This window comes from Gimesia sp. (assembly GCF_040219335.1).
Classification (GTDB): domain Bacteria; phylum Planctomycetota; class Planctomycetia; order Planctomycetales; family Planctomycetaceae; genus Gimesia.
The window spans coordinates 185008-202833 of the sequence record NZ_JAVJSQ010000010.1 but is presented as its reverse complement, the minus strand read 5'-3'; the positions used below and the strand labels follow the sequence as shown (position 1 = coordinate 202833).

Genomic DNA, 17826 nt, shown 5'->3' with positions numbered 1-17826 from the left:
TTACTTCAGTTTATTTAGTTGCATATCGCAGATCCATCAGCATCTGAGTGATACGGACAGCTGTTTCCTGCAACTGATATTTTTCATGAGTTTCGCAACGCGAAATTTTCTCATGCACCTGAAACCATTTTTCGAACAGTTCGTTACTTTTGGATCGAACCAGATTCATGGAAACGGGCTGCACCAGTACGATGCGATGCAGTTCATGTGCCGTGTTTGAAAAATTTCGAATGGAATTCTGTGTTGCCTGCCTGAAAGAGGGAGACTCGGTTGCCAGCCACTGCTCAGCGATGAGCGACAACTGAGTACTCTGGGTTTCCAGAGCAACAACCAGTTTGGCCATATCAATACTGTCGGAAGGTGCTTCAATTCTCAGTGCTACCCTCAGAGCATTGATTGAGTTATCCACCTTATCTAGCAACTGCAGCGCGGCAGGACTTTCGACAGTATGGAACATTGCGGAGAAATCTTTCCAGGAAGACTCAATGTACTGGAAAGAAGTAATCAGATTCGCCGTCGATTCATTATGATTGACTGTGTCGATCAGATTCTCAACAGTACCATAGAATTCATCCGAAGTAGCCAGATAATTAGCAGGAGGCAAGCTAATCAGCAAACGCAGAGTAGCACGACGATAGAATTCGTCCACATCGCGTTTCAGCGCTTCTGTCAAGTGCGCTACTTCCTGGAGATTGGCACCATCCTGTGGTAACCAGAGCAGTTCCTGAATCGAACGATCCTGTTGTATGACTCGCTGAATACCACGACTTATTATGCGATCATTGTAAGAACGCAGGCGAGTGGCATAGGTATTCCACGCATCGCGGAATGCCAGATATTCCCGCTTGATGGAATCATAGCTCTGCCGATCAATAATTAGATTTGTGACCTGGATCATTCTCTGTTCAATTTCCTGCCCCTGCCTTACCAGTTCGAGGCGTTGCGGTTCGCGAGACAGCTCGAACTCTACATCTTGAATCAAGATGGCGAGTGCATTACTCAAAGCAGAGGTCTGACGCAGGAGATCTGTCCGTTTGAGCTGTGGTCCAGTCTGTAGCAGGTCGCCCAGTTTTCGTTCGGCAGCATTCATACTGGCAATCAGATTACGCGACTGACGATCCAGGCCACGTACCTGATCCAGTTGCAGGGAGACAACCCTCCAGAGTTGATCGATCTCACCATATTCAGCTGCAATCTGGTTTAAATCATTTGTCCGACGAACGCGATCTGCCAGAATGGAAGCACGTGCCCGTACTTTCAAAACATCGGCAACATATTCTCTTACTCCTGGCACCTGATACATCACACGGTTCAGTTGTATGGCCAGATCTGAAGAATCGCTCGCAAACTGATTCAGAGTATCTCTGACCTCATTGATGTTCACACGAGAGAGATTCAGTTGCGGAGCAGGAGGCATATCGAGACCAGACGGCTTGTACTCTCGATCTCGAGTTGCGAGTTCAGATTTTTCCAGCAAGCGGAGCAGGTCATTGACCAGCTTGCTGTTGTCGTCATTCGGTGATTGTGCAAATGCACTCGAATAAGAACCGGTTACGACGAAACCAGAGAGGACCAGCATTAACAGAACGCGAGGTCCAAAAGACAACATGTCCTTACGTTTCTTGTGGTGATTAGTAGTGTGGTGGTAGCGGGAATACATTCACACAATCCTTTCTCGTGAATTCTTTGGCTTGGTAAACATGTGCCTTCCATGACAATCGCTTGATCAGACTCAGTCAGTTTCACCGATGACAACATCTGAACCAAGCGGGCCCGTTCAGATTGGCAGCTTAACTCCAGATAGGACGAACTGCTGATGAGAGGTAGCCTGAAATTTTCATTTCGGCCTCGACGACTGAACCAGACTGATCAAGCGGCGAAGTTTACTGGTTTTGGAAATTACGTCAAGACCACGCTTTGAGTCCACCAGCGTTTAGTTCCCCGTCTTCTGACTGTTATCAAAAATGGCTCACCATCATCTCTCATGCCAGCCCAACTGTAAGACTGGGAAAACAACACAAAGTCTCCTGCCTGCGTCCTGTTTGCTGAATATAGAGGCTTGCAAAACCAGTTTCCTGTAATCATAAAATGGACGCACTATAGTTTGACCCATTGTAACTTTGGGACCGTATATGTAGTTGTTGTCATTATTACACTGGCAAACAGCCAGTATTTTTGAAGCACTTTTTTATCACATTCGATAAACCAATACTATTCAGCATGTTACAAACACACAGCCATGTCGCACAATTGATTGGCACGCCGAATGCTTAAGAGTATAAACAGCCACTTTTAACTAACAACATGACATCATACTGATCTTTGTATCTACATGATGTTTCATCAGAACAGGAGAAATTCAATGTTGGTATTAACCAGAAAACGAGATGAAGTAATTCAGATTGGCGAAGACATTGTCATCAAGATTTTGAAGACCGGCAAAGGGGCAATCAAGATCGGAATTGAAGCTCCCGGGAACGTTCGCGTTATTCGGGGTGAATTACTCGAGACGGAGAGTTCACCTGAGCACCTGAGTGCCATGAATTCAGAAAGTATCAACCAGGGTTTAAATGCTCAATGTGCCTGAAGAGGCAAGAGTGGAACGGCACACATTAGGTGAGCTGTTAATTTTCATATTTTTATTCCGTTAAGCCATCATAGAGGAAGTTGATAGGCCGGGCATCAAAGTCGCCAGACGACTGAAATCGGAGGGGATCATGAATCGATCACAATGCAAGTACAATCAAACTGAAACTGTTAATTCCGCTCGGCTCGTGGTCTGGGGAATGGTAATTTTGCTGACAGCAGTTTTTCTGTCAGGATGTGCTACCTTCTCTCACGCCGCAGAATACACTCCTTACCAGGGAAACGATTATCGCGGTAATTACGACCTGTCTCTTGATCATCAAGAGGATTACCGCTATCGAAGCCCTTCAAATTCAGATTTCGCGCCCATTCCGCGTCATCGATCAGACTCAGATTATCAACCTGCTCAACGCCACCGGAGATTTCGGCCAGTCTCCAATGAATTGAGCATGGATGATTATGATGCCAGATTAAAACAGCTGCTTTCAGGAGAGGAATACCCCAATGACCGATCTCGAAACCGGATCCGTGATCAGTATCCCGAACAAAATTATTCTGTTCCAGACCGCCGAACACGCGACTCGTTTCAGTCTGATTATGACAGCCAGCGATTACGTGAACTGATTCGAGAATTACAGCAGAAATCGCTCCCTCAATATGACCGGGAACGGTACGACACCCGGTTCCCTGAACAGGTCCCGCTGGATCCGAACCAGGAACTGCGAGCAAAGATTTCACAACGCTATAACAGCCAGTCAGTTGTTGGAACGTTACAGACTCTTGATCCCCAACGGGCTTACACCTTCTATCTGGAAGTAAACCGAATGATCGACTCACGTCATGTTCAACCTCCTTCTTATGATGTGCGTACTAAAAAATCGTTACAGAACCTGATCTTTGCTGTTGAAAATCAGAATTTCCTGAGAATCAACCGCGTGTCTGCTTCTCCGGACCAGATCCGCATGGCTCAGAACCGCTGGCAACAGCTCATGAATCAAAATCCTGCACGATCTGCTCAGGATGCTGTAACTGTATTGCGTCAGGCAACCGATATCGCAGGTAGCCAGTTACAAATGCCAGCTACAGGGGTCATTTATGAATTTGCGTACGGTTCTCTTGAAGCCCTGGATAAACACTCGCGGTTTGAGTTTACTCCCACGACATCCGGTCCACGTGTTGACGCGGGAGGAAATAATATCGTCGGTGTTGGCGTGCAACTGAAAACCCATGATGACGGAGCAGTTATCCTCCGAACACTGAATGGCGGCTCTGCAGCACAGGCTGGACTCCAGCGTGGTGATGTTATCGTCGGTGTCAACCAGAGACGTCTCGCAGGTCTTTCACTGGACGAAGTCGCCAATTTGATCACCGGTCCTGCAGGTTCGAGCGTCGCTCTCGATGTCCGTCGTGAAAGCCGGACGGCACGGGTCAACCTGAACCGTCAGGCGATTCGTATCACCAATATCAGTGAAGTAAAAATGGTAGATTCCCAACAGAAAATTGGTTTGATCCGTCTGGAGAAATTCGGCGAAGGGACTTCTCAGGAACTGGATCAGGCATTGTGGAAACTGCACCAGCAGGGAATGCAATCGCTGATTTTTGACCTGCGGGGTAACCCGGGAGGATTATTGACTGAGGCGATCAGTGTTTCAAACCGCTTCGTGCCCAGTGGGAAAATTGTTTCGACTCGCGGTAGATACCAGAGTGATAACACTGTTGAAACAGCAACTCATGATCAGACCTGGAAGATGCCTCTGGTTGTCCTGGTTGATGGCGACAGTGCCAGTGCCAGTGAAATCTTTGCAGCAGCAGTCCAGGAAAACCGTCGCGGTTTGATTGTCGGCCGAAAAACTTATGGCAAGGGAACAGTTCAGACTCACTTCCCCCTGCAGTCCGTTTCCGGCACTTTCTGGCTGACGACTGCGAAATTTTACTCTCCAACGGGTAGAGAAATGGCAGGAGCGGGTGTGACCCCCGATATCCCAGTCAACATGTCTGAACGAGAACTGCAGAATATTGGTCCCGTTGACCAGGACTTACGAGCTGGCATCAATACCATTATGAGCCAGCGTCCTGGTGAACTCGTAAACAATATTCCAGCAGATCGTCAGACCAGTCCACAACGATTTCAGTTTTCAGGATAAATTCAAGCGGGTAATGAATCACGTTTAGACTTAATCCTGATAAAATACAGACTCTCGTTGAATACTCGAATCGACAGACAGCCCCAGGCTGTTTCGGTTGCCCCGGCTGTCGAGAACGGTATGATCTGAGAGTCTTTTTCTATTAATCCCCTATCAGCCATGAATTTAACCAGGCAGTAAAACTGCATATACTCTCGTCATGAAATGTAGAATCACGCAGGATGTTTCTGCAGCTGCAGAATTGATCCGAAAAGGAGAACTGGTCGCTTTTGCGACAGAGACCGTCTATGGACTCGGGGCGAATGCGCTAGACCCGAACGCCGTCGCCCGCATTTTCGAAGTCAAACAAAGACCTCATTTTGATCCCCTGATCGTTCATATCGCAGAGATCGATTCACTTGCCGATTTTACCACAGGTTTATCGTCTCAAGCACAAAGACTCGCCGAAAGATTCTGGCCGGGACCTTTAACTTTAGTCTTACCAAAACGGTCTGTAATCCCCGATCTGGTCACTTCCGGTCTGGATTCCGTCGCAATTCGAATCCCCGCCCATCCTGTGGCTCGGAAACTGCTCAAAGCTACGGGCCTGCCGATTGCAGCCCCAAGCGCTAACAAGTTTGGATGCCTCAGCCCGACTCAGGCCCAACATGTAGCAGAACAACTGGGTGATGCAATTCCTATGATTCTTGAAGGTGGCCCCTGCCAGGTTGGTGTCGAGTCCACCGTGATCCAATGTTATGAAGATACTACGGTACTGTTGCGTCCTGGGGGGATTTCACTGGAAGACATTGAAGCCTGTGCAGGAAAAGTGAGGCTTGCCAGAATCGAAGATTATGCAGAGACGAAATCCCAGGTCAGCCCGGGAATGCTTCCTCGCCATTACGCACCTGGAACTCGATTGCATCTGATTGACCAGTTAGATCAAATTCCCGATGTCGAGACGATTGGCGTCCTAAGCCTCTACCCGCTTTCGGAAACAATTCTTGCCGGACGAGAATTTGCTGCTCAGGAAATCTTATCTCCCACGGGAGATCTAAAAATGGCAGCTGCAAATCTCTTTACAGCTTTAAGGAACCTGGATCAATCCGAAGTCGAATGCATAGTAGCACTACGATTTCCTGAGAGAGGACTGGGCAGGACAATCAATAATCGGCTGGAACGGGCCGCATACTGATCTATAGATTCAACTGAGCCCGTTCCTGAGAATTAACAACACACTCATGCATGATTGAAGACAATTGCTCCAGCTGAATCGGTTTTGTAGCAAAACTGTCACAACCTGCTGCAAGGCATTCTTCCCTTGATCCCGACATGGAATGGGCCGTTAAAGCAATAATTGGAAGACGGTATCCAGACGCCCTGAGCTGCTTCGTCGCCCCGTAACCATCCAGTTCGGGCATTTGCATGTCCATCAGGATCACGTCAAATGCATCTCCTCTTTCCACTGCTTCCTGCGCAAGCCTGACTGCAATTAGACCATTTTCAGCCAGGGTCACGTCATGGCCAGCTTTTTGCAGAAAATAGCGAATCAACCTCTGATTATCCGGCCCGTCTTCAGCGACTAAAATTCGATAGCTTTCGCTGCCTTCAGATCCTGGCTGACTGAGAACTTTCGATTCTCCCTGACGCGCGAACGCAGTCTGTTCTACATATTCATCAGTCTGTATATTTCCGGACTTTACAGTCACAGTGAATATGGTTCCCTTCCCGTATTCGCTTGACACAGAAATTTCGCCCCCCAGAATATGAGTCAGTCGTTTACAGATCGTCAACCCGAGTCCCGTCCCTCCAAATTTACGAGTGGTTGAACAGTCTGCCTGCACAAACGGTTTAAATAACCGCGAGAGCTGAGTCTCCGTCATGCCGATACCCGTATCTATTACATCGAATTGCAGGCCTTGCTCGTTTGAATCAAGAGTAACTGCTCTCAGTACCAGCTGAACACTGCCTTCTCTGGTGAACTTAATGGCGTTACTTAAGAGATTAATCAGAATCTGTCGTAGTCGAACCGGATCACTTTCAATCCAGTTGGGAACCGGACCTTCCACTTGAACGCTCAGATCAAGTCCTTTGTCGATGGCTCGAATTTCCATCAGGGTTTTGACATCATCCACCAGCTCAGTCAATGAACACTCGATCGCTTCGACGTCCAGCTTATCTGCTTCAATTTTGGAGACATCCAGAATGTCATTAATCAACTCCAACAGGTACTCGCCGTTCTTTTTAATTGTATCGAGATGACGTAATGTCTCCGAATCCTGATTCCGCTGCCTCATTATCTCTGCAAATCCCAAAATTGCAGACATGGGAGTCCGAATTTCATGACTCATGTTTGCCAGAAATGCGGTCTTAATCTTACTGGCTTTCTCTGCTTCCTGTTGTGCAATGACCAGGTCTTCCACCATGTGATTAAAGGTATTGGCCAGACGACCGACTTCATCTTGTGATTCCACCTGGATACGATGGTCCACGTCACCAGCTGCGATTTTTTCCGCACTTCGGGAGAGCTCTAAGATGGGAGATACAATTCCTCGAGATATTATCCATACCGAGAATAAGGCAAAAATTGTCCCAATAAACGCGAGGATGCTGATGACGAGTATCGCTGACTGGATGGAAGCATCTGCGTGATAAGTTGCTTTAACAGTATTTGCGTGAATCAACGGATGGATCTGATTGTGCAACAACTCATTGATCGTCTCCAGCTTCTGTTCATAGCCTGCCAACTGGTGATCAATATCATCTGTGATATTTACGATTTGATTGCCATAAGTCGTTGCCTTTTCAAACAGCGAATCAATTTCGTTCATTCGCTGTAATTCCAACTGGTTGGAGATTGAGAGTAGATATTGTGCTTCGAACATCCGAAATTTACGCTCTGCATCAAAGATCCTCATCAGCAAATTCTGATTTCGCTGAACGATATACTCTTCGATTGAGCCAAACGTAATATTCAGATACTTCTCCATGTTATGTGATGCATCTGCTTTTTTCAGCTCTGCTTCGGAGGGTATCTGATCCGTTTCTCTGTGCTCTTTCCCAATTAATTGATCGATCTGCTTGACATAATTTACGAAGACGTGCAAGGCTGCATCCCGTTTGTCTACCAGCCTGACCAGTTCAGCGGACATGCGATTGTATTCCGCATAATCGGATTCAATCCGCTTGTTTAGATCCGGCCCCAGATCAGATAGTGCCAGTTTATGATAGCGATGGTAATTATCCTGAAAGCGGTCCCTGGCAAGTATCAGTTTCTCTAGATGCTCTTTGTCTCTGTCTCGTACATAGTCGAGCACCGCCCGCGCCATCTTGCCTGCTTCGATTTCCATTTCCAGAATAGATGCTTCGAGAGGCTCTTCTACTGTCACTAGTTGAGAAATGTCATGATTGATGTTGGAAAGTTGATATAGAGTCACGGCTCCACTGACTACCTGGACCAGCACCAGTAGTCCAAACCCACACTTGAGGCGATCAGAAATTGACCACTTTCGCAGCTTAGCAGAGACCCGTGTTAATGGCTTATAAGTGTGCATTAGATTCAGACAGCGCTGGTTCAGTTTTCGATGGAGAAGCTGCAGATGAAGCGCTGATGCGTCAGCTGCCTGTGATCATGACTGGAGAAGAGTAGATTCACCGCCTTAAAACTGGGGGCATTCACCTCCTTAAAAATGTATCTTCCAAATAAAAACCGGTCGTCAAAGAAACACCATTACTCAAGAGATTATAAGAATGTGTGCGAGAGGATTCGGAGAGTGAGGAATTCAGCGAAGATGACAGTTGCAGGGAGGTCGCCACAGGTTTCCACCAGACAAGTCCGTCAGCTTTGAGCAAAGCGAACCATTCAAACTGAAGTGAAATATAGAAGAGATGAACCGATCAATAAAAAACGCCAGCACCGTTCAGAGGGGGGTGAACGATACTGGCGATCAACAAAATCTGAATTAAAAATGAAATCTGCAACGATCAAGTTACAGCTGGTTCAGTTCGGCAAGAGTGAATTCTGAGAACCAGACCGCTACCTGTTTCATCATTAACCAGATAAGATCAGGGATGCTGTCTCATGGTCGGTAACCTAGTCGTGAATCTGATAATAACCGGCTAGCACTAAAGTTGGTTATAGCCTATATCAGGTCATTTTTAGTTATCGAAATCTACCTGATCAAATCCGTAACCATATTTGAAAATCGACTGTTAAAGTGATTCTCCACGATGGACGGATCGTCGCAAAGATACCGGTTATGGCGATATTTCACCAAGTGGCTGGAAGCCTTTCAACAAGGCTCAGCTCAGGCACGGACCAGGCAATGAGATTTGATTTCTGCGGCAATCTCTGAGAGGGGCAATACTTTGTCTGCCAGTCCTGCCATGACGACAGCTGCAGGCATACCCCAGACAACGCTGGAAGCTTCGTCCTGAGCAATGATCGTTCCGCCTACACGGGCAACCTCGTGACTTCCCTCAATTCCATCTTCCCCCATACCTGTTAACATCACAGCCAGTGTGGCACTTCCATAGTGTTCTGCAGCTGACCGAAATAAGGGATTGACAGAAGGACGACAGAAATGCTCTGGAGGCGCCTGATTGATCAATGTTACTTTCTGACCATTCTTTTCACCAATAAGCATATGACTGCCTCCAGGGGCAACATATGTCTTATTCGATTCCAATGGTTGATCATGCTTTGCTTCTACAGTGATTCGCCCGCTATCCTTCTGAATGTGAGAAGCCAGAATTTCTGTAAACCCGGGTGGCATGTGCTGTACGATCAGAATCGGCATCGGAAAATCAACTGGTATCTGTGGCATTAATTCAGCCAGTGCCTTAGGACCACCTGTGCTGGTCCCAATCACAAGCACCTCTGGTTGCTTGTAAAACTTGATATTTCGCTTAAATAACGGTGTTGAAGCAGGAAAAGCAGCAGGGGGCTCCGTTCTCATAAAAGAAGAAGGAGTGACAGCCTGAGTTGTGGAACTGCGTTTGCCAGCTACCGCCTTGATCATCATGACCAATTCGCGAGAAAGCACACGAATACTTTCCGCTGCGCTTGCCGTCTGTGGTTTTGCCACACATCCTACAGCCCCCAGCGAAAGCGCTTTGACTGTGGTTTTCGCGCCCTGACTGGTCAGACCACTGGCCATGATCACAGGAACATCAGGAAAGTCACTCTGAATTCTCTGTAATGCTGTCAATCCATCCATGACAGGCATTTCAACATCGAGGATCACGATATCCACAGGATTCGCACGCATCCAACTCAAAGCCCGTTCCCCGTTCATAGCTGTGCCAGCAACGATGATTTCGGGTTCTTGCTCAAGAGACTTGGAAATCAGGCCGCGAATGACAGCTGAATCATCTACGATTAAAACGCGAATCGGATGTGAGGACATAACTAGACTTACCTGTTGGTACAGCGGATATCAGCGAGAGCATGAGCCTGCTGCATTGAGGAGAATTAGATATAGATACGGGTTTCTCTGTAATAACAATAGGTCACAAACAATCTCACCTTTGGAAAGGGGCTTTTATTTTTTTATCTATTCAGCAATCCATGGCAGCCCAATCGGCCCATCCGCTATAATCGGCCCACACTATATTCTGATGTATTTCGCATTTATTGAGTTGCACCGCCTCTAACTGCCATCAATTTCAGGAACATAAAATGCCAGTCCATCCCCAGGTTGCACGTTACCTAGATGAAATTGCTCAGATAGATTTACCTCCGTTTGAAGAAATGACTCCGGAGTTCATACGCTCAACATTAACTCCCTCACCTGAACCCCATTTACCGGCCGCTCAGATTGAAAGCATTTTTATTCCCGTCGATGACTCCCAGCTTGAAGCGAGAATATTTACTCCTGCAGTAACCTCTGATTCTACTCCCCCCGATAAGTGGCCCGCACTGATATATTTTCACGGCGGGGGCTGGGTCATGGGAACCCTCGATGCCTATAACGGTCTATGTCAGGATCTGGCTGGAAACGCTGGTTGTAAAGTGATCTCTGTTGATTACCGGATGGCTCCGGAATACCCGTACCCTATTCCCTTTCAGGATGCTTTCACAGCGACACATTGGATTACAGATCAGGCAGATACTTTAGATCTCGATCGCAGTCGAATTGCAATTGGAGGTGATAGTGCCGGCGGGAATCTCGCCACAGCGGTGGCCCTTAAAGCCAGGGAAGCAGAGAACATCAGTTTAAACTACCAGATGCTGGTTTATCCAGTAACGAATTATTTCTTTGACACCGAGTCCTATCATAAATATGCGACAAATTATTTCCTGACTAGAAAAGCAATGCAGTGGTTTTGGGACCAATATCTGCCAGACGAATCATCGGGTCGAGAAATTTATGCTTCCCCATTGCGTTGCAAAGAGTTGACGGGACTTCCCGATGCCCTGGTGATTACAGCGGGATACGATCCTCTCTACACAGAAGTGGTACAGTACGTCGAACAAATGCAGACCTCGGGAATCGATGTGACCCATATCAATTTTGAAGATATGATCCATGGATTTTTCCGGCGTTCTGATGTCTTCGACCGTGCGTATGAAGCCGTACAACTGGCTGGTCGTCACCTCAAACAGGTTTTTACTCGCAATTGACCAACAGCCAACTTATTTTCATTCCTCTGCTGCGATCTGACGCAGTTTACCTGAAATCAGGAACTGCAAGACAACACAACTGATCAGACTCAGATAAAACGCTGGCATGATAATACCGTTTGCGCCGATTGAGAAACGAAAGAAAAAATACATTATCTGCAAAAACGGTGTCAGACAGGCCTGCAGTAGGATCAAGCTACCAATCGCAATCGCCAGCGCGCCCCAGCGTACTACCAGGGAATAGTAAGCCAGCAGATGTAAAAAGACGACATATTGGACCATGATCAGTGGGATATAAATCTGCCAGTTGATGTCGACCATTTCCAGCAGACTGTCAGGTGCCAGTATTACAATCAGAAGGATCCCACTGACAACTGGAATGAGTGCCAGACTTAGCCCCACAGTTTTTTCATAAATAATCCTCGAGAGAGAATGGGGGAGTAAAAGCATTAATGGGAGCATCTTTTGTCTGTGCTCATCTCGAAACATCTGTGAAACGTATAGGGTACTCTCGACAATAAAACCTGCACTAAGTAACAACTGCGATGTACTCATCATTCCGCGCCAACTGTATGACGAGATAAATGAAACGGAAGAATAACCATCCAGAAACATCCCTCCCGCTGTGATGAGCACAACTAGTAGAGGATAGATGACTAGTTTGAGAATAAATGCCTTTTTGCCTCCAGAATTAAACTGGAACTCTTTCCACACAAATGCCAGCTGCCTGGGACGACTTTTACGAAGTCGCGTTTTCAAACTTGGCATTTGATCGCTAACCTGGCCTGTATCAGTACGAAGGGACCAGGGTTCAAAACAGGCCCAAGCAGCAAAAAAAGCGACAACACCTAGCAAAATATTGCTTACAACCTGCATGCTGAAGACCGACTCCTTAAATCCCACCTGCAGTATTGTTTGAAAGCGTTCAATAACGGAAATCTGTTGACTCAGATAATGAATCGATTCAACCCCCTGAGCTATAACCCCCCGAGAATCAATCAATCCACGAGATTGCAGATTTGCAAACGCTTCTGAAAGCAGTATTGGTAACACGAATAGAAAAAAAAGCAGGATCATCACCAGAGCAATCGCAGTCCCCGAACGTCTGGCATATACCGAACAAAGTAGAGCCAGATTTGAAATCAGTATGACATATGCCACCATCGCCAAAAGAATTGCAAATATCTGAAGGGGGGTAATTCCCCCCAGTGCGACAGCCAGAATTAGAAACGGCAACTGTGCCAGGATCAGTAAAATGATACGGACTGCTCTGACAGTCGATTTTCCCAGTAGTAATCCCAGAGAACTGATGCCAGCCAGCTTGAGCAAGGGCAGTGTTTCTTCTTCTTTTTCCTCAGTAATCGCTGTAGAAAAAATCCCAATTCCAGCAAGAGTCACCAGCCAGAAATTGAGCCAGACAATTTTCGTAAAAAAATCAAGCCCCGGAGAGCCAATACGTGCACTGCTGAGCCACGAAGAAAAAAAAAGGATAAATACCAGACCAATGCTTGCAAATCGAAATAGATGTATTTTCCTGAGTTGTACATCTTTCTTGAGTGCAAAATTGGTGAAGATCAAAGATCCGCGAAACATACAGAGCCTCTTTCAGTCGAACTTTTCGTTCAACGGAACATCGAGAGAATATAGAACGTGACCTTTTTTTTCCGTTACTTGCGGAGATTTTAAAAAGAGGGTTTCCGGCGTTTCACCTAGAACCAGCAGTTTCCCGGTACTCTCGACGGCTCGTTGCACATTGAAATATTGATCTCCCGAAAATCCTGTCACACGGCTTAATAGAACAGGAAACAACTGGTCAAGCGAATCATCTACTTCTCTCTCTTTCAGTTTGAAGGTCCCGGTCAAACTGACAGTTGCCCAGGCGCCAGATTGATATTGGGGAGAAGAATATAACACAGAGGCGACATCCAGCGATCTGCCACGAAAAACCAGGCGATCCTGTTCCTGTTTGAGTTCATATAACTTCGAACCAGCCAGAAAGTAAATCTGTATGATTCTTGTCGGAAACTTATCATCGATTCTCAGTGCGAGCGATTCCAGGCCTGATTCGTTTTTTAGTACGGATTCAACTGAGACGGCAAATCCCGTTTTAGTGGTTCTGGATTTATGTAAATAACTTTGTGAAGAATTGGGAGGGATTTCGAGGTACATCATTCCCTGCGATCCACTCATGCAGATCCCATTGACAGGAGAAAATTCATTACAGGCTGCATAGAGATGTTCCTCGCCCTCGTGTGTAATCTCGTAAGTGCCTCCTGTCACCATTCCCAGACTGGACCATTCACTCAGAATCATATCCTGATCTGGCATTACTGAAGCCAGCATAAGGGAGTGAACCTGGGAGTTCTGATTCGAACTATATTTTCCACTCACATAGAAACTCAGACTGAAAACCACAATACCCAGAAAATACCATAAATAATATTGGTGAATTTTGCGGGACAATCTGGTTGCAAAGTAATATCCCGGCCCAACCACAAGTAAATACAGAAACGCGAGAAAGAAATTGAGATACCAGATTCGATACGGTTTACTCATTTCTGTCAGGGTGGTCAGTATTTCTTCATCACTCATCTGGTAATAAAATATATCTGCGTGCGGGTAGTATCCACTATCTGAATTGGAGTAATATGCTTCAGTTACTTTGTCTGACTGATCTGATATATTCTTCGATTTCTTCTGTGTACTCTGAACCAACGTATTAATATCGTTCGATGAAAGCTGGTTGATTTTTTGTGGATGTCGAATAATTCTACCTTGCCCGTATCTGATCAAAGACGAGCTCTGATCTAATGGAGTAAAGGTTTCTGGAAATACTTGATCTTCGCCCTGTGCATTTTGAAATAAATGAAGCGTTCCCCCCAGATAGATCCACTGCATAAAAGCCGTTCTGCGTGCTTTGTCCCACCTGGGAACATGGTCTAATACAACGGCTTCCAGAGAATCTACCGCATCAGTCAGTGGAGGAAATATTTCTTCCGGGTACTGCTTAATTCCAGGTAGTCCCCGTTCCAGGCTTCCGGTACTGATAAGCTGTACGATCGCTTTTGTCTTGACAGGTATAGGCGCGAGAAATGATTTTGAATTCCGCTTTTCTCCCTCTTGCCAGGTTGCTGTCCAGTTGGCATTCGATTCTGAAAAGTAGGGATAGAGCTGCACCCATTTCGTATCATGGGGGGCAATGTAAACCGAAGTTGAGATCGCCAAGCCGATCGGCTGTCCCCGAAATGACTCCGGCTGAAAGCGCAGTTCCCCTTCAAACGGAGATTCCTGATTATTTTCAATCAGGAAAGTAACAGGGTTAAAATGGTAGGCTACAGGACGATCCTGGAATGACCAGCGAACTTCATGGATTTCCAGTGCGAAAGCCCGTGAAGTAATCAAGAGCAGGGGAAGGACCATGATGTTCTTCCATCTGAATTTAATAATTCGCGCCTTCATACTGGAAATCTAATACTCCCCAACCAGATTTCCATCTTGGCGATTGGCCAGGCGTTTTAAAATTTCGTAATCGGTTTTCTGGCTGATATAACGCACGGATGCATCTCCCAGGCTAAAGTGCGCTCCCTCAGCATGGAAACTTGAAAAGCCTCCCACACGGAGCAAAGATTTGCGTTCCTCCGCGGTCAGTTCTTCCGTTTCACGTATTCCGCCCGGATTGTCGTCTGTCATCTCTTCATATTCATCGAAGTAACTATCGGACATCGGATCATTTTGGAACTGATACTCACGTGAATCACCATAGGGAAATGCAACTCGTGATGAGATACGAGATGTCAGGGACTGATTAATTTTGGTGCCCATATTACGCAGCGTAGAGGAGGTCCCCGAAGTCCAGCTTAAAAAACCACCATCGGCCGTTTCTCCTACATAAATGGTGTAGGCACGCCCATCTTTCAGATCCTTCTCGCGAATGCTACTGTTCAAAAAAAAGACTCCCTGGTTATCTGAGTCGATCGGTGCCTCAACGTCATTCTGACAGCCGGCATAGTTATATCCCCCCAGATAACTGGAAGGACACACAAAACAGGTCAGTCTATGGTTCGCAATTTCTGAATTGACCGGGTCATAAACACCTTTCGCAAAATCATAACGCTGAAACGCCACCCGCTCGTCCAGAAAAGGAAGTATCTGGATCACCCAGCCAACATGATAGCCTTGTGGCTGATTCAAAATGGGTCCCTGGGAATTAACCGTTCCTGAGGGAAGCACCAGATGTGCCATCTGATAATTCTGCAAAGCAATTCCGAGTTGCATCAGATTATTTTTGCAGGTTGTCGCTCGTGCCGCTTCGCGAGCTGACTGAACGGCAGGAAGCAGGAGCGCAATCAGTATCGCGATGACAGCAATCACACACCACAGCTCCATCAATACAAAGCCGGCAGAGTGTGATTTCTTAACTGGTAGAGAGATCATCGATAAGAACCCATTAGCTGGAAATGTCCGTCAAAGAAAACTTTCATCACATTGAATCAGCTGACTTAAAACTCCGGAAGCAATTGACCATCATGTCGGTTGGCCAATGCCTGATAGACGGTCTCGTCAATGTTTTCACTGAGAAAACGAACACTTCCGTCCCCCAGTCCAAACTGAGCGCCCCCAGTATGATAACTGGAGAAACCACCAACACTAAGTGGATTTTCCGCTGACTCAGACTCACCGGCTGCTTCAGTGGACTCTCCTTCCGGATTTCGTGCATCGAACTGAGCTTTACCAGGATAGTAGTTCAGCCCGTCGGCGTTAATACTGGTGCCAGCATTCCTCAATGTAGAACGTGTACCAGAGACCCAGCCTCGTTGATTACCGCCAGCGAATTCACCGATAAAGATTGTTTTGGAAGACCCATCCAGAATTTCGTCGTACCGCACGCTGCTGTTGAGAAACAGAACTCCATTATTATTCACATCGATTGGTGCTTCGATGTCATTCTGCATCCCTGCATAGGTATTTCCCGGAGCAGGGTTCGATGGGCAACTGAGCAACGGAATCTGATACTCAGCAACCTGCTTATTAACCGGGGCATAAACACTCTCTTTAAAATTGAACTTGTTGAATGCAACTCGCTCGTCGAGATACGGAAGAATCTGAAGGATCCAACTGACGTGATAACCCTTTGATTCACTTCGCACAGGCCCTGTGGGATTGATCGTCCCGGAAGGCAGTACGTTGTGCGCCATCTCATAATTCTGAAGTGCGATATTGATCTGCATCAGATTATTTTTACAGGACGCACGATGGGCCGCCTCTCTTGCCTGCTGCACAGCTGGCAAGAGTAATGCAATGAGAATTGCGATAATAGCAATCACGACCAGCAACTCAATTAAGGTGAAACCACTCTTTTTATGCGTGAGCTTCAGCTTAGGCAACAATTCTAAATGTGGCATGATCTTCCCTTTAAATCAGACTTTCCTGCGGGGATAGAGTTTTATTATTCTGAGTTTTGACTCTTAACAGTAAATGGCCATTTTCTGATGACTCGCACGCGGTAAATATCATCAGCGGGATAACTCGCCTCAGTTGTGATGATATGTGAGTCTTCCATTTGTCTGTTTTTCTTTACTTTAATGACGACTTCACCTGAATTAACTTTTCCCATCGACTCGATCTCTACTTGCCAGGTTTCGCCATCGTAGTCTGTATCTTGAATCAATCTTCTGACAGCTCTCTGAGCAGCAGCATCTCCCAATGAGGAAGCTTGAAGCAGGTATTGTTGCTGCTTGAGCTGCTTGGCCTCGACTTGACTCTGCTGTAATATTTGCCCCACGACTGCTAACGCCAGAATCAGACACAGCATGGGAATGAGCACAAAAGATCCACGCCGCACATATAACTTCTGCGCTCTTACTCTATGCAAATACCGATTTGTTGTTATTCGATTTGATTCCATGCTTCACTCTGTCTGCTCTGACTGTTTCTGAATCTGACCAACTCGATTCAACTGTGCTTCACACCGGAATAACTGGAAATAAGCTTGCAGAGTTTTATTCTCATGTCCTGTTACATCTGGAATTTTCAGCTCCATAGAAACCAGTTCCTGCTGATTGATTTTTTGTGTCTGAAAAGTAACACCTGCCAGCGGGAGTAAATATTCATCCTGTGAGACAAGTTTACCTTCCTTGTGATATTCGCGACGAATTCCTTCACCCGGGGAATTTGTCAAATAAGTGATCGATGTGTTTTGGCGCAGTGCCAGCTTAAGTATTTGCTGGCTATTCTGTTTGGATATCTCTGCGTTCTGAGCTGTCGATACATCTTCTCTGAACTTGTGCGCGATCTTTTGAAGCACCAGTTTATCCTCAAGGCGTTCTGTTCCCTTCATCTCAACTCGCATCAGGAATGCCAGAGTGGTCACCGCTGCAGTGAATAGAATTGACATTGCCGACATTACTGCCAGCATTTCGATCAACGAAAATCCCTGTCGTAACTTCACATACAAACTTAGTTGTATTCTTCTTTTGTCTGATATGATCATGA

At 46.3% G+C, this 17826-nt stretch carries 13 protein-coding genes; 4 read left to right on the top strand and 9 right to left on the bottom strand.

The window, feature by feature from the left end; genetic code table 11:
• Nucleotides 1-10: 10 nt before the first annotated feature.
• Nucleotides 11-1660: a hypothetical protein gene (locus tag RID21_RS10000; protein ID WP_350188508.1), complete on the bottom strand. Its 1650-nt coding sequence runs from the start codon at nt 1658-1660 to the stop codon at nt 11-13.
• Nucleotides 1661-2362: 702 nt separating this feature from the next.
• Between RID21_RS10000 and RID21_RS09995 the strand changes: the two genes are divergently transcribed.
• From RID21_RS09995 to RID21_RS09985, 3 genes are all read left to right on the top strand, one after another.
• Entirely contained in the window at nt 2363-2587 is a 225-nt protein-coding gene (locus RID21_RS09995) for a carbon storage regulator (protein WP_350188506.1), read from the top strand.
• Nucleotides 2588-3035: 448 nt separating this feature from the next.
• Complete coding sequence (locus RID21_RS09990) at nt 3036-4730, top strand: S41 family peptidase (protein WP_350188504.1); 1695 nt, start codon at nt 3036-3038, stop codon at nt 4728-4730.
• A gap of 199 nt (nt 4731-4929) precedes the next feature.
• Nucleotides 4930-5904 (top strand): L-threonylcarbamoyladenylate synthase, encoded by a 975-nt coding sequence (locus RID21_RS09985; protein ID WP_350188502.1) that lies wholly within the window; start codon nt 4930-4932, stop codon nt 5902-5904.
• 1 nt (nt 5905) lies between these two features.
• On the opposite strand, the gene RID21_RS09980 is transcribed toward RID21_RS09985, so the two are convergent.
• The gene (locus RID21_RS09980) at nt 5906-8263 is read right to left on the bottom strand and encodes an ATP-binding protein (RefSeq protein WP_350188500.1); all 2358 of its coding nucleotides are present in this window, start codon (nt 8261-8263) and stop codon (nt 5906-5908) included.
• Between the two features lie 753 nt (nt 8264-9016).
• On the bottom strand, nt 9017-10117 hold the full coding sequence (locus RID21_RS09975) for a protein-glutamate methylesterase/protein-glutamine glutaminase (protein ID WP_350188498.1): 1101 nt from the start codon (nt 10115-10117) through the stop codon (nt 9017-9019).
• A gap of 272 nt (nt 10118-10389) precedes the next feature.
• Here RID21_RS09975 and lipP1 point away from each other — a divergent pair, with 272 nt between their 5' ends.
• Entirely contained in the window at nt 10390-11334 is a 945-nt protein-coding gene (gene lipP1 / locus RID21_RS09970) for a LipP1 family hormone-sensitive lipase (protein WP_350188496.1), read from the top strand.
• Nucleotides 11335-11352: 18 nt separating this feature from the next.
• Here the strand turns inward: lipP1 and RID21_RS09965 are convergent, their stop codons facing one another.
• The 6 genes from RID21_RS09965 to RID21_RS09940 all read right to left on the bottom strand — a co-directional run bounded on the left by RID21_RS09965 (nt 11353) and on the right by RID21_RS09940 (nt 17824).
• Nucleotides 11353-12927, bottom strand: coding sequence for an ABC transporter permease (locus RID21_RS09965; protein WP_350188494.1), 1575 nt, complete (start codon nt 12925-12927; stop codon nt 11353-11355).
• Between the two features lie 12 nt (nt 12928-12939).
• Complete coding sequence (locus tag RID21_RS09960) at nt 12940-14559, bottom strand: hypothetical protein (protein ID WP_350188492.1); 1620 nt, start codon at nt 14557-14559, stop codon at nt 12940-12942.
• 243 nt (nt 14560-14802) lie between these two features.
• The gene (locus RID21_RS09955) at nt 14803-15768 is read right to left on the bottom strand and encodes a DUF1559 family PulG-like putative transporter (RefSeq protein ID WP_350188490.1); all 966 of its coding nucleotides are present in this window, start codon (nt 15766-15768) and stop codon (nt 14803-14805) included.
• Between the two features lie 65 nt (nt 15769-15833).
• Nucleotides 15834-16736, bottom strand: coding sequence for a DUF1559 domain-containing protein (locus RID21_RS09950; RefSeq protein ID WP_350188488.1), 903 nt, complete (start codon nt 16734-16736; stop codon nt 15834-15836).
• 44 nt (nt 16737-16780) lie between these two features.
• Nucleotides 16781-17176, bottom strand: coding sequence for a hypothetical protein (locus RID21_RS09945; RefSeq protein WP_350188486.1), 396 nt, complete (start codon nt 17174-17176; stop codon nt 16781-16783).
• Nucleotides 17177-17242: 66 nt separating this feature from the next.
• Nucleotides 17243-17824, bottom strand: a complete 582-nt coding sequence (locus RID21_RS09940) for a PulJ/GspJ family protein (RefSeq protein WP_350188484.1) — start codon at nt 17822-17824, stop codon at nt 17243-17245.
• Nucleotides 17825-17826: the final 2 nt, after the last annotated feature.